The following is a 23,850-nucleotide window of genomic DNA, read 5'->3' on the forward strand; positions in this document are numbered from 1 at the left end:
GTGAGGAGCGTAACATGACGGTCATGGTCACCGGCGGAGCCGGCTACATCGGCAGCCACATGGTATTGGCGCTAGCTGAGGCTGGCGAAGACGTCGTGGTGCTCGACAATCTCGTTACCGGCTTCGACTGGGCCATAGAAGGGCGCGCGTCGTTCGAGCTGGGCAATGCCGGAGACATCGACCGCGTGAGCGAGGTGATCAAGCGCTACGGGGTCTCCGAGATCATCCACTTCGCCGGCTCGATCGTGGTGCCGGAATCGGTGGTTGATCCCCTGAAATACTATGGCAACAACACAGCCGTGTCGCGGAACCTGCTCGAGGCCGCGGTCCGTGGCGGGGTGAAGCACTTTATCTTTTCCTCGACTGCAGCCGTTTATGGCATGACTGGACTGGCACCCGTAGTGGAAACCACCCCGCTCAGCCCGATGTCGCCGTATGGGCGCTCCAAGCTCATGACGGAGATGATGCTGGCGGATGTGGCGGCGACCCACCCGATGACGTACGGGGTTTTGCGATACTTCAATGTTGCTGGTGCCGACCCCGGCAAGAGGACCGGACAATCAACGCCGGAAGCCAGCCACCTGATCAAGGTTGCCTGCCAGACCGCACTTGGTCAGAGGGGGTACATGAGCATCTTCGGTACGGACTTCGAGACGCCCGACGGTACAGGGGTCCGTGACTACATCCACGTCTCAGATCTGATCGCAGCCCATGTTTTGCTGCTGAAGCGACTGCGCGATGGCGGTGGGAGCACGACCATCAACTGCGCCTATGGCCAAGGCTACTCCGTCCGCCAGGTGGTTGACGCGGTGCGCGCCGTATCTGGCGTCGATTTTCGGGCCGATGAGCAGCCCAGGCGACCGGGTGATCCGGCCTCGGTAACCGCCACAGGCGAGAAAGCCCGCCAATTGCTAGGTTGGGTCCCGCGATTCGATGACCTGCAGACGATCGTCAGCACGGCCTTCGCCTGGGAGAAGCACCTGATGGTGCGCAACAACTGACGCTATGGAGAAACCAGTGCAGCTTCCTGGCTGCGCCGGGCCGCAATCACAACTTCCACCCGGTTGGGTGCCTTTAGCTTCTGCATCAGGCCAGTCATATAGTGTTTGACCGTCTTTTCGCTGATATGCAGCTCACCCGCAATCTCCCGGTTAGTGCGCGCCTGCATCAAGTGCCCGATGATCTGCTTCTCGCGAACGTTGAGCTTGATCATTTCATCAAGCCCTTGCCGCCTTGCGCGATCCCGAAGGCCGTTCATGACCTGACCGGCATATTGCTGGGTGATGAACATCTGGTTGGCGAGCACCATGTCGATCGCCTGCAGCAGCTCGCTCGAGGCGCTGCCCTTGAGGACAAAGCCGGTAGCCCCGGCGTCCAACGCCTTGATGGCAGACTCAAGGCTGCAAAATGCAGTGAAAACAACGATCTTGGTGTCAGGAGCCGTTGTGGAGATCTGTGAGATGGTCCGGAACACATCCCCCGGCATGCTGAGATCCATGACGATCACATCCGGTGCCGCCGTCCGCACAAGCTCCAGGCACCCGCCGGCGCTGGTCGCCTGACCGACGACATTGTGCCGCCCGGTGGTCATCAGGAGAGTCTCCATCCCTGCAAGCAAAACAGGATGGTCGTCGGCAACTACGACTTTGATCAACTTGTTCATCTTGATCGCAGCGTAAAGCTGCACTCCTCTTGGAAACAGCTAACTACAGACTACTGCTTAATTAACACTTCGTAAACCAGTTTGCGCTGGCCTGTGCAAAGGTGATTAACGGCGACCGCTGACAAGCCCGTTTATCGGCCTGCCCTGCGAAGTGGGCACAAGTCTGGACCTAAGAGCCACAAGAAGAACGGCTCAGGTGCTCAACGAGCTGAGTAAAATTCCCACTGCATCGGAACTGAGGGGCCAAGAAGGAGGAACGGTTTGCCAGTAGCTACTTAGTTGCGGCGGATGTAGCATTACCACGCGGCACCCTGTTGGAGGACAGGATGGTTGGTTTGCCTAGGCGTCCGGCTCACTCGCTCAGGCGTTGGAAGCAATATTCCTTTGCGGTGCGATTTGTCTTATTGGGCGGCGTATACACGCTGGCCGCGATGGTCATTTGCGGTGTCCTCATCGCTACATTCCTGTCGGATACATTTGTGAAAAGACGAGGGGGCGATATCGCAGCGCTAGGGCAGAGGATCCTGGCGCCTGCGATGCGCGGCTATGTGCCGGGTGAGAGTCTGCCGCCAGAGGCGGCCTCTTTCTTGACCAACCTTATGTCCGACCCTGTACTTTCGGCGGAGTTCCCGCTCCTCCGGATCTGGTCCGCTGACCTTGATATCATGTACGCCAATACTCCTTTGCCACCACCAGCCAGTGTGCCACCCGCTGAAGTGGTGAAGGGTTTTGATGCCGGCGCCGCTACCGTCAAGTTTCCCATGAGTGAGCGCGGACTCTTCGGTTTCCGCCGAAGAGACAACGATCCTGTTGCAATCTTCTTCCCGTTGCGGAACGCGTCGTCGGGCCAGATCATTGCTGTCGCGGAACTGCAAGATGTGCGTGTCGGTTTACAACGCGACCTGAACTTCGTTGCCACGGCGAGTTGGGTAGCGGTTACGTGCATATCGCTGATCGTCATGATCGGCCTGTTTGTGATTGGCCTCCAAGGTGCCCGCACCGTGGAACGCCAACGTGCCCTGCTCGCCAAACGGCTGCAGCAGTTTCGCTCACGAGCAACGCGCTACCGTCATTCCAAAGACGTGGCCGAGGAAGCGACGCGGAATGTAACGCTCCTTACAGAACGCTATCTGCGCAATATAGGTACCGACTTGCACGACGGTCCGGCGCAGACGATCGGCTTGGCCGTACTGAAGCTCGACGGTGTTCGCTCCAAGTCGCGGGCCGCCCAGCGCAGCGCAGCGATCAGCGACGTGGAAGCGGTGTTGGGCGATGCCATGGCCGAAATTCGCGACATCGCAATGGCCCTTGTGCTGCCGGAGATAGACCGTCTCGATATTGCCCAAGTCATCAACAATGCTGCAGCCCGGCATTTGCGGCGCACTGGCGGCGGACTGATGTTCGATAACCAGGCCGAGCCGGTTCAACTGCCGGCAGATGTCTCGGTCTGCGTCTTCAGGTTTGTTCAGGAGGGGCTCAACAATGCGTTCAAACACGGCCTTGCTGGCAACCAGACGCTGACGGCCCGGACTGAAGATGGGTTGCTGAAATTGGCTATTTCGAACCACTACGACGAACACGCTTCGCCAGTTCTACCCCAGCATATTGGCATTGGCCTATATAGTCTGCGTACCCGCGTTCAAAGTTTGGGCGGCACATTCTCCTTTGTGCGCAACAATGGATTGTCGCGCCTGGAAATGTGGCTGCCCCTGCAGCCGCACGGAAAGCAGCCGGAATGATCCGCGTCATCGTCGTCGACGATCACGCAGCGTTTCGTGCTGAGCTGATTGCTTCGATAACACTCGAGGACGACATATCAGTTGTTGGCGAAGGCGGGAGCGGGGATGATGCCGTTGTGCTGACAGGACGACTTCTGCCCGACATCGTCCTGCTGGATGTCAATATGCCAGGCGGTGGTATCGGCCGCATCGGTGAGATCCTGCACATTCATCCGAATACGCGGGTCATCATGGTCAGTGCCTCCAGCGACCCATCGGATATGGAAAATGCAAAGCGAGCTGGAGCCTCTGGCTATTTGCTCAAAGGCTCCACGGGTTCAAAGCTGCGCAACCTGGTGCGGTCGGTCTACGAGGGGAAGGTGTGAGGTCCTAACCGGAGGTTTGGGCTGCGCGGGGAAGCCTCTTTAGGGACGGTGCAGTGTTCAGCTTGGTGGAATCTGCTGCATTGGCTTCCTTGCGAGCCGCCAGGCTGCGTTCCAGCAAGTGCGTACGTTGCGCTAATACCTGATACTGTCCCGCAATGAGCGCCTCGGCCAGTGCTGCTTCTCGCAACCGCTGTGTTTGTTCCTTGAAAACCCTGCTCCGACGTGTGGTGACCAAGCCCAGCATCAGAGCGGCTACCACCCATGACAGCGTGTCGGCCCAGACCAGGCGGAAATACTGTGCATAGGTCATGTCGATTGTCCGCACTGGCAATCCGCCGCCATGCACCAACACAGCGGCTCCAAGAGCGGTCAGTATCCCGCCATAGAGCCCGTACTGGGCACTGAGAAGGATAACGACAAAGAGATAAGGGTGCACCGGGAAGACGCTGAAAGGCACGATGCCGGAGTAGTTGAGCAAAGCCAACCCGCCCAGCAGTATCACGCCTTCAGCTATTGCGAGCCGGTCTGATCGGCGCAGCATCTCGCTGCCGATGTCTTCAGGGTAGCCGGCCGCGATCTCGGTATTGTCGTTGCTCATGTTTTCCTCCTCGTGTGCTTATGCCAGGCGTCAGCCCAGGACTGCCGGATTGTTGACGACAAAGGTGAGGCGGTTGAGAGAATTCAGCGTACGCTGCATGGCGGCATAAGCGAGCGTCCCGCAGATCATGCAGGCCAAGACATAGCCCATGCCAAGGTAGTCCGGGTTCCGCAGCATCAAGGCCGTGAAAGCGCCGTTGAGCGCAACAAACACAATCTGCAGCCAGAGGTATGCTTTGCCGTACTGGACAAAGAGGATGACGCCGCAGCTGGCCTGGAACAGGAAGTGGAATGCGGAACCTATGAGCGCCAGTCGCAGGACCGAGATGGCGTCGGAGGGCAGACCCAGTATCTCGGCGATGAAGGGAGCCATCACCGCAAGTGCAGCACTGATGGTCAGTTGCACCAGGAACGCGGTGAATACCGTATCGGTCGTATCCCCTGCCAAGCTGCTTCGCTGCTCGTCGATTTGACGCAAGGTCCCACCCGAATGGACAATGTCGCGATAGTGCCGGTAGTTGTCGAAGAACGTGGTTTCGAGCCACATGACCAGGACTGACATGACAGGGACGATGGCGAGATAGGCCACGAAGATGGGGCTGTCGTAACGCACCGCGTAGAGCAAACCGTCGGCAACGCTGGTTGCCTCAACTGAATGCCAGACGATGATCTTGTCGATCCAGACGGCCAGTGCGCTGCACAAGCCGGCGAAGACAAAGGTGGCTGAACTCGGCGGAAGGGAGTCCAGCTGTTTGCGCAGCTGCCGCAGCGGGGCGCGCGTGCCCGGAAATGTCTTGATGATGAGAAAATTGAGAATGCAGAAGGCAACGCACAGCCCGGCGCTAAAGCCGAGCAGCATGCCGGCCGGACCATGACCGAGTGAGGCTGCAGAGGTGCCAAAGACGATGGAACAGCTCAAACCGAGAGCAAAGGCAGACGTTACCGCTGCGTACTGCTTTATCGCTGCCACAAAGGCCATCGCTAGCCAGAGCTGTGACACCTGCAAGACGCAGAACATGGCAGCGACGCCAAGCGTCACGGGCAGGCGGATGACGCCAAAGAATATGATCACGCCCCCAAGAAGGGACAGTAAGGTGGTGACGAACAGGGCTGCCAGATAGACGCCCTGCACCTTGTCGAACTGCCGCCGGAACAGAATACGCGACACGCGCAAGGTGGCCTCCAGCGAAACCGGCGAGGTCACGACCAGTGACAGCGCGAAACTGTAGATCACCAGGATGCTGAAGATCTTCAGGTCATCGGGACTGAGGATGGGCCGGCCCACGACATGCAGCAGGGCCAGGCCCGCCATGATGACGATCCACGGGCCCGAGGAGATGAGGATGGCGTGGCCGCCCGCGAGTGATCGAGAGGCCAGATTATCCTGGTTGCTGAGCTTTTTGAGAGCGAAACCTATGCCGGCCATTATGCCACCACCCTGTTCCTGGATTGGAAATTCTGCCCATAAAGGGCGCGATAGGCGCTTGCCACGTCTTCGGCGCGGTAGTGCTCCTGCACGCGCCGCTGCAAGTTGTCGCCAAAGCTCCTGAGGCGATCGGGATCAGCCAAGAGGAACCCGATGGAGGCCGCGATCTCTTCGTTGGCGCCAACCGGCGCCACGGCGCCACCCGGACCGATGCCGTCGTGTTGCCCTGTGCGACCTTCGAGAATCTCGCGACAAGCGCCAACGTCCGTTGCTACGCAGGGAACGCCGGCCGCACCGGCTTCCAGAATGACCAGCGGCAGTGCTTCACTGATGCTGGTCAGGACCAGCACGTCGATCTCGCCGAGATAATCGGCGACCTTGACCGCTCCGGTGAAGGTGACGGTGTCAGCCAAGAAGCGTCGATTCACTTCCTCGATGCAGCCCTGGGCATATTCAGGGTCCTCATCCATGGGACCGATGACCAACGCCTGCAGATCGGGGAAGTCTTCCCGCAGCCGTTCGGCAACATCGATAAAGGTTTGCACGTCCTTGATCGGGGTGACTCGGCCGATAAAGGCGATGGTTGGCCGGTCATGGTCCAGGCGCCGAACCGCACCATAGCGGTCCACATCGACGCCGTTGGGAATGACCTTGAGCTTTTTGGGCTCGGCACCCAGGCCATACTGGAAGACCTGATTAGCCTCGTAGAGGGCGGTGATCTCGCTGGCGGCATCATAGGCGATGCGGGCGAAGCTTTCGAAGCTGCGGGCCCAGAGTTCACGAATGTCCTTGCGGTCATCGGACAGGTCGAGGCCGTTATCGACGCTGTTGGAGATCCAGTCGGCCATCAGGATTTCGATGCGCCGTTCGTTGGAATAGATGCCGTGTTCACTGATGATGAGATTACGCCCCGTCTCGATGGCGGCGCGGGCCCCGATCAGGCCGGCATAACCCGTCGAGACGGCATGATAAATCCGCGCCTGCGGCAGCGGGCAGGTCAACGATCTGAAGAGACCGCCGACCAGGGTGCGCCAGGCCCAGAAGTAGCCCAGGAACGAAGCGTGGGACATGGACGCGTAGTAGCTGCACATGGTCTCCCAGGCTTCCGGCGAGTTAAGCAACGTATCGAGGGCGGTCCTGTGACGCGGCGTGCCCAGCAAGGACAGAAGCTTCGACAACTGCGTTGCATCACCCTCGTTCAGCAGTTCGCCAAGCATTTGCGCCAAGCGGTCCGGGGTCACCGCGGGCCATGCGCGCTCGGACCCGAAGCTCGTGCCGTCGAGCATGACATGTTCGATCGACAGCAGGTTCTCCGGCCGGGCATAGCGAGGCTCCCCATCTGGCTCGCCCGGGAGGATGGCCAGGACCTTGAATGTCAGCTCGGGATGCGCCCGTAAGAGCCAATCGATCCAGCTTGAGACGCCACCGGCCACATAGGGGTAACAACCTTCGGCGATCAGGCATACGTCGACAAGTGGTGCCGGCGAGCCGTTGAAGTCCATTCTCTCATCGCGCCACATGGCTGCTTTCCTTGCGTGTGGTTTTCGGGGTCAGGCGCGAGAGGGGCCGGCGGTGACACTGCTGGCGGGCCGCGCCCTGAGACGATTGCGAGCCTTGATATGCGCGGCCACGGCCGCAGCCTGAACACGAACGCGCTGGTCGGAACTCCTGAGCGCTAGCGCGAGTGCGACCTCGACGAATTTCTCGTCATGCTCGACGGCAAGATGGGCAAGCAGCGCTTGTTTCTCCTGCATCGTGCCGCTTTCGAGCAGGGCATCGTAGGGGCGCGGCAAACGGGACTGCTCGCGGACCAGTCGACCGTCGAGAATGAGGTCCACCAGGGTCACTGCCTCTGTCTGGGTGGGCGCGATGGTCTCGTACCACCGGTCGAGAGCATCGCCGCGCGGTTGCCATAGCTGCTGCGCGCTTGTCAGGGCAGCAGCGGCGCCGATGGGCCCGCCCGCAAAGGTCAGAAGAGCCAAGGCCTGAAGCGGTTCGGTTGACGCCCTGGCGTTTTCAAGCGCCACGATCAGCATGATCAGGATGCCGACTATGGCCAAATGGCCGATGAGCACGGCCTGCCAGGCATGCCCGGCAAGCAGAAGGGAGACCAGCAGGATTTCGGCAACGACAACTGTCACCTGGACGATCATCGTGCCGGGCACAACAGCGGCGGACTGCGCCTCGGAACGGGCGGTCATGGTTTGGGGACTGATATGCTGGTTCACGACATCACCCACTCAGTATGACGGCGTGCTGGCAGCGCGCCTGGTAACCCTTTCTTAAGGATAGGCGCCCCTGGCCAGCATTGATGGACATCAATGCCGCCCCGTGCCCTGCCGGCTATCCAGCGATGGCCAAGAGAGGTCCTTGCGCAATGGCCGGGGAGCACCATGCCGCACGATGCAGTCTCGAGAATTTCGGGCGATGCACGCCTTAGGCGACGGATGCTCGGTGCCGCCGTGGCCCTCAATATTGCACTTGCCGCGCCCATCGCTCCGGCGTCTGCTGGTGGGCTGCGTGCCGACCTGTCGCGCGTGCAGAGCTGGGGCTACCAGCTGCAGGAAGTCGACCCTAGGCAGGTTGCCAACTCCGCCTACGACCTGATGGTTATCGACTATTCGCGCGATGGAACGGCTGAAACCGCTTTCACGCGCGCTGACGTGGCAACCATGCAGACCAAGCCAGACGGCGGCAAGCGTCTCGTGATTGCCTATCTCAGCATCGGCGAGGCGGAGGATTACCGCTTCTACTGGCAGGCTACGTGGCACGCAGCGCCCCCGGAATGGCTCGGAGCCGAGAACGAGGACTGGGAAGGCAACTATGCCGTCCGATACTGGTCCGCGGAGTGGCAGAGCATCATCTTTGGGCGGCCAAGCAGCTACCTGGACGCCATCATCGATGCTGGTTTCGATGGGGTCTATCTCGACCGCATCGACGCCTTCGATGTCGAGGACCCAGATCTCGGCCGGGCCGACCGCATGGCCGCCATGAGCGCCTTTGTCGATGCGCTGGCGCGTTATGCCCGGGGCAAGCAGCCCGGCTTTGCCGTCGTCGGGCAGAATGCCGAGGAACTGCTTGTGGACGCCAGATACGCAGAAGCCATCGACGCCGTGGGCAAGGAAGACCTGTTCTTTGGCCTCGATGGCGACGGCATGCGGAACAGCCACGCGGAGCTGCGCGCCAGCCTCTTCTTGCTGCAACCGTTCCAGCGCACCGGCAAGCCAGTCTTTGTCGTCGAATATCTCAAAAGCGCAAAGAGCAGCCAAGAGGCGCGCGCGTCGGCCTCCCAACTCGGTGCACCTCTTTTTATCGCGAACAGAAAGTTGGACGATGTTGAATCCCGCTGAGTCCAGACCAGCATTGCACGGAAATGTCAGCAGCTCCGGCAGGAGACCCGACCGTAGCCTGCGCGCGATCCTGCTTCTGGCGGTGATCGCCCTGGGAGGCGTCTGGTCGCTGCTGCCCGACGCCGAGGAGAAGGTGGCGGGCCTGATCGACGACGGCCGTTACGCTTCTGCACTGAGCATGCTGGACGCTGCGCGGGCAGAGGGTCCGCTGACGGACTACCAGAACCAGATGCTGCTGAAGCTCTATGTGCTCACCATCGACCGGTTGAGCACAGCGCCACTGCTCACCGCCGTCCCGGTCCTGCAAGCCACCAGTTCCGAAATGACGCGCCGCGCCCTGCTGCTGTTCCGGGATGCAGAGGGCACGCCCGCAGAAGCGCAAGTGCCGGTGCTGGTAGGAGAAGCCGCAGGCCGCGGGCAGGACCTTCCTGCCATGCAATCGTCACTTCAGGCTGCCCTGGCGCCTTCCAACGTCACCACCTCCCTTGAACCCTCACTCGATTAGGACACGATCATGACCATTGCTCTGGACGGAACGCTGGTCGACTGGACCAACGAGGATCGCCTCGAAACTGCCCTTACTGCTGTGGCTGGCTACTCACTCTATGGCCGGCTCGAGTCGGAGGTGTTCTATTTCGCTCTCCAGTCCGAGGTGGCCATTGGCGCCAGCTCGACGCTGTGGCTCGATACTGACGCCAATACCGCAACGGGATACAAGGTGTGGGGTTTTGCCGCCGGCGCGGAGTTCAATGTCGATTTCGGGGCGGACGGAATTCCTCGCCTTTATAGCGGCGCCGACGGGCAGACACTGATCGGCGATCTCCAATATGCATTGAGCCCAGATCGCAAGGTCCTCGAAATCGCACTGCCCAAGATCCTGCTCGGCAGCAGCGTGTCCAGCGTCGGCATCATGGCCGATATCAACAACACCGTGTTCCTGCCGGTCGACTACAGCTATCCCGCCTACACGATCACGACACCACCGCCCGCCGGACAATTCGACGGACTGCTCACCGAGTGGACTGCGGCGGAGCGGCTGGATACGCCGGCCAACGAAGTTGCCGGCTATGCGCTTTACGGCAAGGTGGCCGAGGGCAGCTTTGTGTTCGGCATCAGCAGCGCCGTTCCCATTGGGCCCAATTCCACCTTCTGGCTCAACACCGACAACGACGTTGCCACGGGGTACCAGATCTTCGGCTTCGCCGGCGGTGCGGAGTTCAACGTCAATATCGGTCCGGACGGGATAGCTCGGCTCTATACGGGCGCAGACGGGCAGACCCTTGTCGGCACCATCGACTACAAGATTGCGGCGGGTGGGCTTAGCATCGAGTTCGCCGTGCCGCAGGCCTTGCTCGGAGAAGCGGTTACCTCGGTGGTGCTGCTGGCCGACATCAACAACTCGATCTTTCTTCCGCCAAGCTATGCAGCCGGTGGCTATGTGCTGACCGCCCCCGTTGTGGTGCCTGAAGGGCCCTATGATGGCCTGCTAACGGAATGGACTGCCGCCCAGCGCATCGACGGAGCCGTCGCGGTCCCAGGCTACGAGCTCTATGGCGCCGTTCAGAACGACAGCTTCGTGTTCGGTGTCAGGAGTGCCGTGGCCATCGGAGCCGAGACCACGTTCTGGCTCAACACCGACAAGGACGCAGCAACAGGCCACCAGATTTTCGGCTTTGCCGGGGGTGCCGAGTACAATGTGAATATCGGTGCCGACGGCGTGGCAAGACTCTACACGGGCGCCGATGGACAAACCCTTGTCGGGCAGATCGACCACAAGATCGCCGCGGATGGTTTGAGCATGGAATTCGCTGTTCCGCGTAGCTTGATCGGCGCCTCCGTGACTGCCGTCAGCCTCCTGGCGGACATCAACAATGCGGTCTTTCTCCCCGCCAGCTTTGCCAGCGGGGGCTATAGCCTTGTCGATCCCGCCTCGATCCCCGCCAGCAAGTTCGACGGCATCCTGTCGGAATGGGAGAGCAACCAGCGCCTTGAAACGCCCATGACCACCGTCGAAGGCTACGAGTTCTACGGCAGTTTCAGCGATGACGCCTATACGTTCGGGTTCAAGAGCGCGGTGAGCATCGGCCCCAACACGACCTTCTGGCTCAATACGGATGGCAACGCCGCCACCGGCACGCAGATCTTCGGCTATGCCGGTGGCGCTGAGTTCAACGTCAATATCGGCCAAGATGGAGTGGCGCGGCTCTATACCGGCGGGGCGGGTCAGACGCTGGTCGGCGCGATCGACTTCAAGATCGCACCGGACGGCAGGAGCATCGAATTTGCCGTGCCCAAGGCGATGCTGGGCGCCAGGGTGAATGCCGTCAGCGTGCTCGCTGACGTCAATGACAGCGTGTTCCTGCCTGCAAACTACTTGTCACCAGCCTATACGATCTATGATCCGGCCTCCCTGCCGGTGGCAACCGAGACAGGCAACAAGGTCGCCATCGTCTTCTCACAGACCACGGCCAACAACTTTTTCAGCCAGATGGCCTATTCACAGCTGGTGATGGCGGCGCAGAGCCAGGCCATGGCGGCCGGTGTACCCTTCGACCTGGTAACGGAAGCCGACCTGACCGACCTCGCCAAGATGGTGAACTATGACACCATTATCTTCCCATCCTTCCGCAATGTGCCGTCCCACTATGCGGCCATCCAGGATGTCCTGACCAAGCTCGTCTATCAGTATGACGTGTCGCTGATCGCCGCGGGCGACTTCATGACCAATGATGCAGCCGGCAACAGCCTGCCCGGCAATGCCTATGCGATCATGCAGTCGCTGTTCGGCATCCAGCGCACGGGCGGTGAAACCGGCGTGACGGCCGTGGTCAAGGCAATGGCTGAAGGCCACGCGATCACCGAAGGCTATGGCAATGGCGGAACCATCCATACCTATTCCGGTCAGTACAATGCGACCTCCTACTTCACACCGGTGGGCTCCAATGGGGGACAGGTCACAACGATTGCTGAGCAGGTCGTCAACGGTGTGTCCCACGCTGCCGTGCTCGGTTCGGTGACCGGTAGCCGAAACGTCCATTTCTCGACCGAGGCCATGCTCGGCGACGTGAACCTGCTCGGCCAGGCCATCGACTGGGTGAACGAGGAGGGCGGCGGCCCGACCGTGTCGCTGCACATGACGCGCAACAGTTCGCTCTTTGCCTCCCGCAACGACATGGACCAGAGCCAGGAGACCTATGACGTCGATGGCGGCATCTATGACGCCATGCTCCCCATCATCGAGCAGTGGAAGACCGACTACAATTTCGTCGGGTCCTACTACATCAATGTCGGCCTCTATTCGCCGGACCAGGAGACCAACTGGCTGATCTCCAACCCCTACTACCAGGCCATGCTCGACATGGGGAACGAGATCGGATCCCATTCCTACAGCCATCCGTCGGACACGAACCTGCTCCTACCCGATGTGGTGACGCAAGAGGTCCTCAACCAGCGCATCGCCCAATACGCGGCGCTGCTCGACAATCCGGCAGCCTGCTTCTGCCCCTATTGCATGCGCTCCGGCGCCGATCCCGCCGTGATCCAGTCGCTCTCGCAAATGACGGTGGCGCAGATCAACGCCACGCTTCAGACGGCCCTTGCCTCCACCAATCCATCTGGCCTCGATCCGATCTCCAAGGCGATCCTTGAAGCCTCGTTCCAGTTCCAGTTTGGCACCTCGCGCCATGTGCTGTCGGAAAACCTGAGCGTTCCGGTCACCGGCGCGGCGGTACCCGGCATGCCGGAAAACCTCGAAACCGCGCGGGCCATCATCCAGTACTATGACTATCTCAGCGGCGGCGCGTCGATGCTGGGTGCCGGCTATCCCGGAGCCATCGGCTATCTGTCGCCGGCCGATGCGGGCAGGGTCTATATTGCGCCCAATATGTCCTTCGACTTCACCTTGATGGGATGGCTCGGCCTCAACGCAGCACAGGCGGAAGCCAAGTGGGCGGCCGAGTGGACGCAGCTCAACGCCAATTCCGACATGCCCATCGTGGTCTGGCCTTGGCATGACTATGGCGTCACGAGCTGGAGTCTCGATGCTGGACAGCCCTCGCCCTACACCCAGGCGATGTTCACCAATTTCATCGCCGCTGCCCATGCGGCCGGCACTGAATTCGTGACCTTGGCGGACCTGGCCGCCCGCATCAAGGCCTTCGAGCAGGCCTCGTTCGGTTACTCGGTTTCCGGTGACATCATCACCATAAATTCCACGCCACAGGCAGGAACGCTCGGCACGTTCGCCCTCAACCTTGACGACCTGGGCGGCAAGACGATCGCCGCGGTCACCAACTGGTACGCCTATGATGGCGACAGCGTATTCCTCGACGCCGATGGCGGCGTGTTCAGTGTCGAGCTTGGAGCGGTGGCGGCCGATGTCACGCACATCACCTCCATCGGTTCTCGCGCGCAGCTCCTTTCGCTCACCGGCAACGGTACTGACCTCGACTTCACGATTGCCGGCGAAGGCAAGGTGGTCATCGACCTCAAGCAGACTGCCGGCTTTGCCTACGCGGTTACGGGAGCCACCGTGGTCAACCAGGCAGGCGATATCATGACCATCGATATCGGCGCCATCGGCAGCCATAGCGTCTCAGTCAAGCAGGTGCCGCTCAACCTGGCGCCTACCGATATCGTCCTATCCAACATGGCCGTGATCCCCGAGAACACCGCGACCCGCTTCAAGGTCGCAGATATAGCCGTCATCGACCCGGACACCAATCCGCTTCTGCGCAACAACGTCGTCAGCGTGTCCGACTCGCGCTTCGAGATCGATTCGACGTCGGGTGCGCTCTATCTCAAGGCGGGCCAGTCGATCGACTTCGAAATGACGCCGACAATTGCGCTTACCCTCGTGAGCGTGGATGGAAACGTCACCTTCTTCAAGGCCATCACCCTTTCCACCCTGGACGGCAACGACGCACCCACCGCCATCACGGTGACCAATCTGGTTGCCGTTGCCGAAAATACGGCCGCCCGCACCAAGGTAGCGGACCTCAGTGTCGCCGATCCTGACCTTGCGGAGGCCTTCCGGCTCAACACACTCAGCGTGTCCGACGCCCGCTTCGAGATCGACCCGAGTTCCGGTGCCCTCCATTTGAAAGCTGGCCAGGTCATCGACTTCGAAACGACGCCTGCGATTTCGCTCGTGATCACCGCCACGGATGGGCAGACGAGCATAGCAAAGGCTTTGGCCATTTCGGTGCTGAATGCCAACGACGCGCCGACCGGAGCGCCCACCATCAGCGGGGTTGCGACTGAAAGTTCGCTCCTGAGCAGCAATACGACCCTGATCAAGGATGCCGATGGGCTCGGGACGTTTTCCTACCAGTGGCAGCGTGGTAGCGGCACCACTTTCACCAATATCAGTGGCGCCACCGGCTCGACCTATCGCCTGGTCCAGGCGGATGCGGACCAGCAGGTTCGCGTTGCCGTCAGCTATCGCGACGGTCGCGGCTCCAGGGAGACGGTTTATTCCGTCCCAAGCAGTCAGGTGGTTGACGTCCTGCCCGCCACCACACTTTCCCCTCTCGCCGCCAATACATCGCGCATCCTCACCACGGCCGAGATCGTCGGCTCAGCCCTTGCCGGTGAGGTGACGATCACCGGCGTGACGGCATCGATAGGAACGCTGGTGTCCTCGGGCAGCGGGCAATGGACCTATACGCCACCGCTCAACAATTCTACCGCCGTGACCTTCACCTATACGGCGACCGCAGGCATCAAGCTGGCGCAGGGCACCGCCTCCATGGACCTGCTCGTCTCCAACACAATGCTGGGCACGGCCGGGGCGGACACGCTTGCGGGGCGGACCAGTTCCGACACCTATCGCGGCTTTGCCGGCAACGACACGATCTCGGCAGGCGACGGCAACGATACGATCTTCGGCGACGAAGGTGCTGATGTCGCCGGTGGTGGGGCTGGCAGCGACACTTTCGTTGCGACGATCAACGACGGCAACGACCGCTACTCCGGCAATGCCGGCACGGACACCTATGACCTGTCGGGCACAAGCGCTGCGGCGACCGTCAATCTAACCAATGGCACCGCAACGAGTGCTCAAACGGGAGCCGACACGCTGGCCACGATCGAGAATGTCCGAGGCAGCAGTGGCGCTGACCTCATCACCGGTTCTTCGGCAGCCAACCGGCTGGAGGGCAACCAAGGCGACGACCTTCTCCTTGGCATGGGCGGCGCCGATACGCTGATTGGCGGCTCGGGTGCAGACCGGATCACCGGTGGCGGTGGGCGTGATGTCATGACCGGCGGGGAAGGCAACGACGTCTTCATCTTCAATACGTCTGGCGAAATCGGCAACACGGTCTCGACCCGGGACGTGATTACCGACTTCGTCCATGGCGAGGACAGGTTCGACTTCTCCGCGATCGATGGCAATACCAATCTGAGCGGCAACCAGGCCTTCAGCTTCCTCGAAACGCAAGGGGCTGCCTTCACGGGCACGCGTGGCCAGATCCGCTGGGTGCAGGAGGATCCGGCCGGAACGGCCAGTGACAAGGTCATCGTGATGGGTGACATCAATGGCGACCGCATTGCCGATTTCCAGGTCGAGCTGACGGGCCTCGTGCCGCTGACGGCCAGCGATTTCAACCTCTAGGGTAGCACCGTCCTGCCTACCTCGATGCCCGGCAGACCCTGCCGGGCATTGCTGTTCCCGCTGACCGTTGACTGCCGTCAATGTCCCGAATCCCCTCACCCACTAGCCTTGGACCAGACTGAAACTTGGGCTCTGGAGAGGGAATATGTGCGGCATCGTTGGCATTGTGGGGCGACAACCGATTGCGGATCGGCTGGTGAGCGCGTTGGCCCGGCTGGAATATCGTGGCTATGACAGCGCCGGCATTGCCACACTCGATGAGGGGGCAATTCAGCGCCGCCGTAGCCCGGGGAAGCTGGTCAACCTGGCCACCAAACTGCAGCTCGAGCCGGTCGGTGGGATAATCGGGATCGGCCACACCCGCTGGGCCACCCATGGGGCGCCAACCGAGATCAATGCCCATCCGCACGCCACGCCTCGCGTCGCCGTGGTTCATAATGGCATCATCGAGAACTATCGGTCGCTCCTGGTCGAGCTTGCCGCCGACGGCTACCTGCCGGCCTCACAGACGGACAGCGAAGTGGTCGCGATGATGGTCACGCGCTGGATGGATTTGGGCCTGGCCCCGGTGGCAGCGGTGCAGGCCACGGTCAGCCGGCTGCAGGGCGCCTTTGCCCTGGTGTTCCTGTTTCACGGCGAGGACGGCCTTCTCGTCGCCGCCCGGCAGGGGTCTCCCCTTGCCATCGGCCATGGCGAAGGCGAGATGTTCCTCGGCTCCGATGCACTCGCACTGTCGCTGTTCACCGACCGCGTGACCTATCTCGAAGAAGGCGACTGGGCCGTTGTCACACAGCAAGGTGCGTCCATTCGCAGCCGCGCCGGCACAGCAGTCGACCGGCTTGTGCACCTGAGCACAACCTCTTCCAACATCATCGAGAAGGGTCCCTATCGCCACTTCATGCTCAAGGAGATCCACGAGCAGCCCGACGCGGTCTCCAGGGTGATCGGCCGCTATATCGATCGAGCGGAACGGAGCCTGGCACAGGAAGAACAGCTCTCGTTCGACTTTACCACCCTGCCCCGCATGACTGTCTCTGCCTGCGGCACCGCCTATCTGGCAGGCCTGGTGGGCAAATACTGGTTCGAAAGCCTGGCGCGCCTGCCCGTCGACATCGACGTCGCCTCCGAGTTTCGTTACCGCCAGCCGCCGCTACAGGCGGGTGGGCTGGCGATGTTCGTCTCGCAATCGGGCGAGACGGCCGACACTCTGGCGGCTCTACGCTACTGCGCCAGCAACGACCAGCACATTGCTGGCGTCGTCAACGTGGCAGAATCGACCATTGCCCGGGAGTCGGGTTCGGTTTTCCCATTGTTGTGCGGCCCGGAAATCGGTGTTGCGTCCACCAAGGCATTCACAGCTCAATTGACGACACTGGCGTGCCTCAGCCTCGTCGCTGCAAGGGCTCGCGGCACTCTGTCCGACGACAGGTTCCACGAGCTGGTTGAGGCGCTGACGGCGCTGCCCGGGGCTCTCGCCCAGGCTTTGCAGGCGAGTGACGCCGTCGCCGAGATCGCCCGCAGCGTGAGCAAGGCCAAGGATGTGCTGTTTCTGGGCCGGGGTGCCCTCTATCCGATCGCGCTTGAAGGAGCCCTCAAGCTCAAGGAGATCTCCTATATCCACGCCGAGGGTTATGCCGCCGGCGAACTCAAGCATGGGCCGATTGCGCTGGTGGACGACACAATGCCTGTGGTGGTCATCGCGCCCTCGGACGAGCTATCGGACAAGACGGTTTCCAACATGCAGGAAGTGCAGGCTCGTGGCGGAAAGATCATCCTGATTACCGATGCCGCCGGAGCCACCACCCACGGCAACACCGCCACGCAAACGGTTATCCTGCCTACGGTCCATCCTTTTGTCGCCCCGATCGTGGCGACCGTGGCGGTCCAGCTCCTGGCATACCATACGGCCGCGCAGCTCGGCGCCGATGTCGATCAGCCCCGGAACCTGGCGAAGTCCGTCACTGTTGAATAAGCCGCTACGGGAAGAGAAATGGCCGGTGACCCGGCCATTTCTCACATCGCGAGCTGCTGGCCCCACTCAGCCTGAGCCGACTGCAGCCGCTTGGCGGCGATGACGATGTCGACGCGGTTGCGCGCGTCGAGCTTCTGCATGAGCCCGGTCATGTAGTGCTTCACCGTCTGCTCCGTCAGTCCCAGCGTCTTGGCGATTTCGCGGTTGGTATGGCCGAGCAGGAGCTGGCCGACAATCTGGGTTTCGCGCGCACTGAGGGTAGCGAAGTGATCCTGAGGCGCCTCCTTGAGCCGGGCGCGCATGGCCTTGAGGACTTCCGCCGAGAAGCGTTTGGAGATCACGAGTTCTCCCCGGATGCTCCCCCGCACGCCATAGAGAAGCTCCTCCACAGGATCGGTCTTGAGCACGAAGCCCGTTGCCCCCGCGTCGAGCGCCCGCACGGCGGAATCCACGCTGCAGTAGGCGGTATAGACAAGGGTGCGGGTTCGAACCGCGGCAGAGGCGATATCGGCTATGGTCTGGAACACATCGCCCGGCATCGAAAGGTCGAGGATTGCCAGGTCTGGCTTCTGCGCGACCACCAGTTCAAGTGTCGACTGGGCCGAGATGGCCGTCCCTACAACCTGCAAATCCAGATGCCGCCGAAGCACATCCTCGACGCCCTGCAGAAAAATGGGATGATCATCGGAAATGGTGACGGTGCTGGTCGGCGAAGAAGTAGGCATCTATTCCTCTCGGAAGGCACGAGCAACCTGATCGGTAAAAGGCTTGGCGAAATAGGCGATTGCGACCTCTTCCGCCGTGGCGACGAACACTTCGACCGGCATGCCGGGAACCAGACCTGTGCTGCCAAGCTGGGAAAGATCGCCCGTTGCTTCCGCTTCCGCCACATAGAAGCTCATCCCGTTGCTGGGGTCGGCGGTAGCGGCAGCCGAGATGCGGGTTACAATCCCGTCGATCTCAGGCGTCGTGCGCTGGTTAAAGGCCGAAAAGCGCAGCTTGGTCGGCTGGCCGATGCGGATCTGGTCGATATCCTGCGTCGCAACCCTGAATTCGATCTTGAGCTCTGCATCGGTCGGTACGATCGTCAGCAGCTTTTCGGCAGGCGTTATCACACCCCCCAGCGTCGTCACCGACAGCTCGTTGATCGTGCCGCTCACCGGCGCCCGGATCTCGGTGCGGATCAGCCGGGCATCGACTTCGGTCAGGCGATCTCGGAGCTCGGCCAATCGTGCCTCGACCTGACGCAGTTCGCGTAATGCCTCGGTTCCACCAAGTTCGTCGATGGACAGGATCTGCAGCTCGATCTCGCTGATGCGTGCACGCGACCGGGCTATGCTGGCGGCAATTTCCCCCTGGCTGCCGGTCATCCGCGCCAATTCGCGATCCGTGGTGTTGAGCCGCGTCGTTTCGATGAGACCCTTTTGCGCCAACACCTCCATGCGGGCGCGCTCGTCGCGGATCAGCCCGACTTCGTCGGAGAGCGCTGCAGCCTGCACCGTGAGCCCGACAATTTCCTCCTGCAGCTGCTCGACCTGGAGCTGCAACTGGGCACGCTTCGAAGCCTGATCGCGCCTCGCGCTGTCGAACAGTTGCCGTTCCCCGTCCATGATCAGGTCGGCTTCCGGGAAGTGTTCGAGGTAGTCCTGCGGAAACGCGATTGTCCCTGAAGATGCATGCTCGGCCTGAAGCCGCGACTGGCGCGCGGTGAGTTCCGCCAACTGGCCCAGAAGGATGGATTTCTCCACCCGGATTTGCACGTCGTCGAGGCGGAGCAGGACATCATCCTTGGCCACGACGTCGCCCTGCTTGACGAGAATGGCGCGAACCACACCGCCATCGACATGCTGGACCACCTTGAGGTTTTCTTCGACCAATACGGTGCCGGCCGAGATAACCGCGCCCGAGAGACGCGCCGTGGCCGCCCAGCCGCCAATACCCGCCACAAGCAGCAGGGCAAAGACACTGCCGGCGATGACCCTCCCGCGAAGCGCAAAACTGTCCCGGTCTCGCGGTTTGGAGCGGCGGCGCGGCGGGGTTTCACCAAAAGAAGACAAGCTGTCGATCGTGGTCATAACGCGTATTCCGCCTTTGCCTTACGTGAGGTTGTGTTCGAAATGGAACGGCAGGTGCAGTCCGTCGACACGGATGGCGACGTCGTAGTTGCCGTCACCATCTGCATCCGCCTCGATGATCGAGGTGTCGATGTCGTCATAGCGGCCATAGCTGACCTTGATGGGGAAGCTCCCCGAGGCTGGAGCGCCGTCCAAGGCGTCGTAAAGGTCGCCAAAACGTTCTTCTTCGGTCAATTCGACGCGGCGAGAGATGCTGTAGTCGGCTACATGGATGCGGTCGCCGATGACGAAGTCGAGAATCTGGTGCACCAGATCGTGGCTGACGAGCGGATCTTGCTCTTCGACCGTGAAGACGAACAGGTCGTCGCCGCTGCCACCGCTGATGATCGTCGCGGTGGCTCCCACTATGAAGGTGTCATCACCCATGCCACCCAGCACCTTTTCGATGCTGCTGAATGTATCGACCTCGATGCCGCTGCCGGTGGCGGCACCCTCGACAAAGTTGACCACAAGGTCGTCTTCGATCTCGGAATAGTCGAGTGTGTCGATGCCTGTGCCGCCATCGATGTCATCAGAGCCTGCACCGCCGATGATGTGATCTTCGCCATCACCACCCGCTACTGTGTCATCACCGGCGCCGCCGCGCAGGATGTCGTCTCCACCGTCCCCCGCAATCGTGTCGTCTCCACCGTCCCCCGCAATCGTGTCGTCGCCTTCGCCGCCTTCGATATTGTCGTTTCCGGCTCCGCCAGACAGGTCATCGTCACCGACGCCTCCAAGGAGGGTGTCGTTCCCGGCGTCGCCAACGAGGGTGTCGTGACCATCGCCGCCGTCGATAACGTCGTCCCCTTCGCCGCCGGCAAGTTCGTCATCGCCGGCGTCGCCAGAGATGACGTCGGCGCCAAGGCCACCGTCGGCAACGTCCTGACCCGCGCCGCCATGGATCACATCGTCATCGGCCTCGCCAAGCAGGGTGTCATCGCCATCGCCGCCGTCGAGGATATCGCCGCCATCGCCGCCCATCAGCAGGTCGTCGCCGGCATCGCCTTCGATCACATCGTCCCCGGCTTCGCCGAAGAGCCGGTCGTCGCCTTGGCCGCCGCCGATGACGTCATTGCCGTGGCCACCAAAGATGACGTCGTTGCCGAGGCCACCGAAGAGTTGGTCGTCGCCGGCGCCGCCCTGCAGATGGTCGTCTCCCTCGCCGCCATCGATTACGTCGTTGCCGGCTCTGGCATCAATGATGTCGTTCCCCGCCTTGCCGTCGATGTCATCGTCATAGGCAGTGCCGATAAAGACGTCATGGCCAGGCGTCAGCACGACCGTGTTGCGGACAACCTCCACCGTTGCGGTCTGAACGATATCCACGAGACCATCGCTGATCTTGTAGACAAAGGTCCAGACCCCGAGCATTCCGGGTAGCGTGGCGAAGCTCCAACCATTGGCCGTCGGAACGACTTCTCCGCCGGATACTGTCAGATCCTTGACGCTAAGAGCCTGGCCATCGGGGTCGCTGGCACCGAAAAGGAGGTGGGACAGACCGAACAGCACAACCTGCCCGGCAAAGACGTCGTGCAGGCGGACCGGTCCGGCAACCACCGGCGCGCGGTTCGCGACCGTGGTCTGGTCATCGTCTTCGTCATCGTCCGGTTCGCTGGGGTCCTCGTCGTCATCGTCCTTGTCGTCGGTGAGGGCCGGCGGCAGTTCAGGGCTCCTGGGCGGCTTTGAGCCCTCATTTTCATTGGAGGGCGCAGTGGGACCCAAAGATCGCGGGCGCTCGCTTGCGGGCGCGGTGTTGTCGTTTTGTGGTTGGTAGGTGAACGCCGCAGGAAAGAAGGCCGTCACCTTTGCCCCGAGATGCTCAAACGAGGTGGCCGAATAGCTCAAATCATTGGGTGGCGGAGGGTTGAAAAGCTCGATCCATGGTGTGCTTGTTCCGGCAATGCTGTTCTGCGCGGGCTCGTCGCCAATGCTCCCGGTCTCGACATCATCAATCTCCGCGGCGCGCTCGAGCCGCTCCAATCTTCCCATCTGTGGCAGATGCGAACGCGGCTTATCCGCAGGATCGTCAGCTGCCGGAGCACCAGCGGGCTGCGAGGTCGCCGAGATTGCGCTCTTGAGGTAGGCGGCGAGCCCCAGGATCACCATCGCAAAATATGCTGGCAGTCGAGACAGCTTCTCGGCGGGCGATTCATAGCGTTTGCGCGGGTCGTCGGCCTCTTCGGGCCGGCTCCCTTTGGCCTGGATAATCATGCTGGCACCCCTGCTTCCACGCGAGGCTCAACCGGTCTGAGACTGTTGGCATTGGCCTGGCGCTGACCGGCGACGATCTCTTCCTTGGGACCGAAGGCGGTCATGCGGCCGTTCTGAATGACGGCGACTATATCCACCTCGGCAAGGATGGAAGGTCGATGGGCAATGACGATCGCGATGCCGCCGCGGGCGCGGACCTGGCGAATGGCCTCGTTGAGCGCCTGCTCTCCTTCGGCGTCGAGGAAGGAGTTGGGCTCGTCCATCAGCACCACAAAAGGATCGCCATAAAGCGCGCGTGCCAGGCCCAGGCGTTGACGCTGACCGGCCGACAATGCCGTGCCCATGGGGCCCAGCTGCGTATCGTAACCATCGGGCAAGCGCACGATCATCTCATGCACACCCGCCGCCTTGGTGGCCGCCACGATGGCACGCGCGTCGCGATCCGGCGCCAGTCGGGTGATGTTTTCGACGATGGTGCCGTCGAGCAAAGCCACGTCCTGGGGCAGGTAGCCAATGTATTGGCCGATCTTGTCCTCGTCCCACTGATTGAGGTCCGCGTCGTCGAGGCGAACGGTGCCCCGCAGCGCCGGCCAGATGCCAGTAAGGGTCCGTACGAGCGTGGTCTTGCCGCCGCCACTAGGGCCGATGACGCCCAGGGCCTGCCCGGCCTTGAGCTCGAACGCAACGTCGGTGAGCAGCACTCGCCCAGATGTGGGCGCTGCAACCGTGATCTTGTCGACTTTGAGGGACTTGGACGGCGGTGGCAGGTCGAGCGGCTTGGTGAGGCCAGCGAGAGCCACCATGGTATCGCGGAGGCGCTTGAGCGCCTGACGCGCGGCAACGACGCCCTTCCAGTTGGCGATTGCCATGTCGATCGGCGCCAGGGCGCGTGACGAGGCCACCGAAACCGCGATGATCGCACCGGCCGACATCTGGCCCTGGATGGTCAGATAGGCTCCCAGACCGAGGAGTGCCGACTGCAGGATCATCCGCAACACGCGTGAGAAGGCGCTAAAGGTGCCGATCACGTCGCTTGCGCGGGTCTGGAGATCCAGATGCTCACGGTTGGCTTCGTTGAAGCGTGCTACCGCGCGACCGGCAAAGCCCATGGCCTTGAGAATATCGGCATTGCGCGTATTGGAGTCGGCGATGGCGTTGCGCTGGAGGTTAGCCTGCTGCGCGGCAGTGGCGAGCTTGCGCGACCTGAACTCCGTCCAAACCGTCAGCAGCGTCAGAACAACGGCACCACCCAGCGTGACGGATCCAAGGACCGGATGAAGGAAGTAGACGAACAGGATGTAGAGCGGCACCCAAGGCAGGTCGTAAAGCGCCACCGGCCCCTGCCCGCCAAGGAAGGTGCGCACCGTGTCTACGTCGCGGCCGCGCTCCAGCGCCTCGCCGGTGGAGAAGCCGAAACGGGGCATGTCCACGCTCACCCGATGAGCAATGGGAGACAGCAGGCGGTCGAAGCGCGCCCCTATGCGAACCAGGAGCTGGCTGCGAATGACGTCGAAAATGCCCTGAAACAGGTACAGCCCGATAGCCAGGATCGAGAGGGCAGCCAAGGTCGGGATGCTGCCGCTGGTGAGTGCTCGATCATAGATCTGCAGCATGTAGAACGAGCCGGTCAGTGCCAGGACGTTGATGATGCCGGAGATCCAGAACAGAAAAAACGCAATGCTCTTGAACTGCTTGCGCAACATGTCGTTGCCGCGTTGCTCGGCCATTGCTTTGCTCGTTGATGCCATGATGTGCGCCCGCAAAAAGGTGGGAAATCAAAAAACCCGGCCGGTG

Annotated in this window: 16 protein-coding genes; 7 read left to right on the forward strand and 9 right to left on the reverse strand. The window is 61.6% G+C overall.

Features of this window, described 5'->3' with window-relative positions:
* Window positions 1-14: 14 nt before the first annotated feature.
* Window positions 15-1,001 (forward strand): UDP-glucose 4-epimerase GalE, encoded by a 987-nt coding sequence (gene galE / locus VIL88_RS15540; RefSeq protein WP_331990446.1) that lies wholly within the window; start codon window positions 15-17, stop codon window positions 999-1,001.
* A 2-nt stretch (window positions 1,002-1,003) separates the two neighbouring features.
* Here galE and VIL88_RS15545 read toward each other — a convergent pair whose 3' ends face one another.
* Window positions 1,004-1,663, reverse strand: a complete 660-nt coding sequence (locus VIL88_RS15545) for a response regulator transcription factor (protein WP_331990448.1) — start codon at window positions 1,661-1,663, stop codon at window positions 1,004-1,006.
* Between the two features lie 326 nt (window positions 1,664-1,989).
* Between VIL88_RS15545 and VIL88_RS15550 the strand changes: the two genes are divergently transcribed.
* Complete coding sequence (locus tag VIL88_RS15550; RefSeq protein ID WP_331990450.1) at window positions 1,990-3,402, forward strand: sensor histidine kinase; 1,413 nt, start codon at window positions 1,990-1,992, stop codon at window positions 3,400-3,402.
* A complete protein-coding gene (locus tag VIL88_RS15555) occupies window positions 3,399-3,767 on the forward strand; it encodes a response regulator transcription factor (protein ID WP_331990452.1) in 369 nt (122 codons plus the stop codon). Before VIL88_RS15550 ends, VIL88_RS15555 begins: the two co-directional genes overlap by 4 nt.
* A 4-nt stretch (window positions 3,768-3,771) precedes the next feature.
* On the opposite strand, the gene VIL88_RS15560 is transcribed toward VIL88_RS15555, so the two are convergent.
* From VIL88_RS15560 to VIL88_RS15575, 4 genes are read right to left on the reverse strand one after another with little or no spacing between them, the layout of a single operon-like run.
* Window positions 3,772-4,365, reverse strand: a complete 594-nt coding sequence (locus tag VIL88_RS15560) for a hypothetical protein (protein WP_331990454.1) — start codon at window positions 4,363-4,365, stop codon at window positions 3,772-3,774.
* Window positions 4,366-4,395: 30 nt separating this feature from the next.
* Window positions 4,396-5,790 (reverse strand): exopolysaccharide Pel transporter PelG, encoded by a 1,395-nt coding sequence (pelG, locus tag VIL88_RS15565; protein WP_331990456.1) that lies wholly within the window; start codon window positions 5,788-5,790, stop codon window positions 4,396-4,398.
* Window positions 5,790-7,310 carry a GT4 family glycosyltransferase PelF gene (gene pelF, locus VIL88_RS15570; RefSeq protein ID WP_331990458.1) on the reverse strand — a complete coding sequence of 507 codons (1,521 nt, stop codon included), beginning with the start codon at window positions 7,308-7,310 and terminating at the stop codon, window positions 5,790-5,792. The genes pelG and pelF overlap by 1 nt, the downstream gene beginning before the upstream one ends.
* Window positions 7,311-7,340: 30 nt before the next feature.
* Window positions 7,341-7,991 (reverse strand): hypothetical protein, encoded by a 651-nt coding sequence (locus tag VIL88_RS15575; RefSeq protein ID WP_331990460.1) that lies wholly within the window; start codon window positions 7,989-7,991, stop codon window positions 7,341-7,343.
* A gap of 192 nt (window positions 7,992-8,183) precedes the next feature.
* Here VIL88_RS15575 and VIL88_RS15580 point away from each other — a divergent pair, with 192 nt between their 5' ends.
* The 4 genes from VIL88_RS15580 to glmS all read left to right on the forward strand — a co-directional run bounded on the left by VIL88_RS15580 (window position 8,184) and on the right by glmS (window position 17,728).
* Entirely contained in the window at window positions 8,184-9,140 is a 957-nt protein-coding gene (locus tag VIL88_RS15580; protein ID WP_331990462.1) for an MJ1477/TM1410 family putative glycoside hydrolase, read from the forward strand.
* Between the two features lie 13 nt (window positions 9,141-9,153).
* Window positions 9,154-9,645, forward strand: a complete 492-nt coding sequence (locus tag VIL88_RS15585; protein WP_331990464.1) for a hypothetical protein — start codon at window positions 9,154-9,156, stop codon at window positions 9,643-9,645.
* A gap of 9 nt (window positions 9,646-9,654) precedes the next feature.
* Window positions 9,655-15,756, forward strand: a complete 6,102-nt coding sequence (locus VIL88_RS15590) for a cadherin-like domain-containing protein (RefSeq protein WP_331990466.1) — start codon at window positions 9,655-9,657, stop codon at window positions 15,754-15,756.
* Window positions 15,757-15,901: 145 nt separating this feature from the next.
* Window positions 15,902-17,728, forward strand: coding sequence for a glutamine--fructose-6-phosphate transaminase (isomerizing) (gene glmS / locus VIL88_RS15595; protein ID WP_331990468.1), 1,827 nt, complete (start codon window positions 15,902-15,904; stop codon window positions 17,726-17,728).
* A 41-nt stretch (window positions 17,729-17,769) separates the two neighbouring features.
* On the opposite strand, the gene VIL88_RS15600 is transcribed toward glmS, so the two are convergent.
* Genes VIL88_RS15600 through VIL88_RS15615 form a run of 4 tightly spaced genes read right to left on the reverse strand, consistent with a single transcriptional unit; the run spans window position 17,770 to window position 23,783 of the window.
* Window positions 17,770-18,453: a response regulator transcription factor gene (locus VIL88_RS15600; protein WP_331990470.1), complete on the reverse strand. Its 684-nt coding sequence runs from the start codon at window positions 18,451-18,453 to the stop codon at window positions 17,770-17,772.
* The gene (locus tag VIL88_RS15605) at window positions 18,454-19,803 is read right to left on the reverse strand and encodes an HlyD family type I secretion periplasmic adaptor subunit (protein ID WP_331990472.1); all 1,350 of its coding nucleotides are present in this window, start codon (window positions 19,801-19,803) and stop codon (window positions 18,454-18,456) included.
* 21 nt (window positions 19,804-19,824) lie between these two features.
* Window positions 19,825-22,056 (reverse strand): calcium-binding protein, encoded by a 2,232-nt coding sequence (locus VIL88_RS15610; protein ID WP_331990474.1) that lies wholly within the window; start codon window positions 22,054-22,056, stop codon window positions 19,825-19,827.
* A complete protein-coding gene (locus VIL88_RS15615) occupies window positions 22,053-23,783 on the reverse strand; it encodes a type I secretion system permease/ATPase (RefSeq protein ID WP_331990476.1) in 1,731 nt (576 codons plus the stop codon). The genes VIL88_RS15610 and VIL88_RS15615 overlap by 4 nt, the downstream gene beginning before the upstream one ends.
* Window positions 23,784-23,850: the final 67 nt, after the last annotated feature.

It is taken from the genome of Devosia sp. (assembly GCF_036563435.1).
In the GTDB taxonomy this organism is placed as follows: domain Bacteria; phylum Pseudomonadota; class Alphaproteobacteria; order Rhizobiales; family Devosiaceae; genus Devosia.

Bases quoted from the DNA above. Each gene is read 5' to 3' on its own strand.
- glmS (WP_331990468.1), top strand. From the start codon at position 15,902: ATGTGCGGCATCGTTGGCATTGTGGGGCGACAACCGATTGCGGATCGG.
- VIL88_RS15575 (WP_331990460.1), bottom strand. From the start codon at position 7,991: ATGACCGCCCGTTCCGAGGCGCAGTCCGCCGCTGTTGTGCCCGGCACG.
- VIL88_RS15555 (WP_331990452.1), top strand. From the start codon at position 3,399: ATGATCCGCGTCATCGTCGTCGACGATCACGCAGCGTTTCGTGCTGAG.
- VIL88_RS15600 (WP_331990470.1), bottom strand. From the start codon at position 18,453: ATGCCTACTTCTTCGCCGACCAGCACCGTCACCATTTCCGATGATCAT.
- galE (WP_331990446.1), top strand. From the start codon at position 15: ATGACGGTCATGGTCACCGGCGGAGCCGGCTACATCGGCAGCCACATG.
- VIL88_RS15560 (WP_331990454.1), bottom strand. From the start codon at position 4,365: ATGAGCAACGACAATACCGAGATCGCGGCCGGCTACCCTGAAGACATC.
- VIL88_RS15615 (WP_331990476.1), bottom strand. From the start codon at position 23,783: ATGGCCGAGCAACGCGGCAACGACATGTTGCGCAAGCAGTTCAAGAGC.
- VIL88_RS15610 (WP_331990474.1), bottom strand. From the start codon at position 22,056: ATGATTATCCAGGCCAAAGGGAGCCGGCCCGAAGAGGCCGACGACCCG.
- pelF (WP_331990458.1), bottom strand. From the start codon at position 7,310: ATGTGGCGCGATGAGAGAATGGACTTCAACGGCTCGCCGGCACCACTT.
- VIL88_RS15550 (WP_331990450.1), top strand. From the start codon at position 1,990: ATGGTTGGTTTGCCTAGGCGTCCGGCTCACTCGCTCAGGCGTTGGAAG.
- VIL88_RS15590 (WP_331990466.1), top strand. From the start codon at position 9,655: ATGACCATTGCTCTGGACGGAACGCTGGTCGACTGGACCAACGAGGAT.
- VIL88_RS15580 (WP_331990462.1), top strand. From the start codon at position 8,184: ATGCCGCACGATGCAGTCTCGAGAATTTCGGGCGATGCACGCCTTAGG.
- VIL88_RS15545 (WP_331990448.1), bottom strand. From the start codon at position 1,663: ATGAACAAGTTGATCAAAGTCGTAGTTGCCGACGACCATCCTGTTTTG.
- pelG (WP_331990456.1), bottom strand. From the start codon at position 5,790: ATGGCCGGCATAGGTTTCGCTCTCAAAAAGCTCAGCAACCAGGATAAT.
- VIL88_RS15605 (WP_331990472.1), bottom strand. From the start codon at position 19,803: ATGACCACGATCGACAGCTTGTCTTCTTTTGGTGAAACCCCGCCGCGC.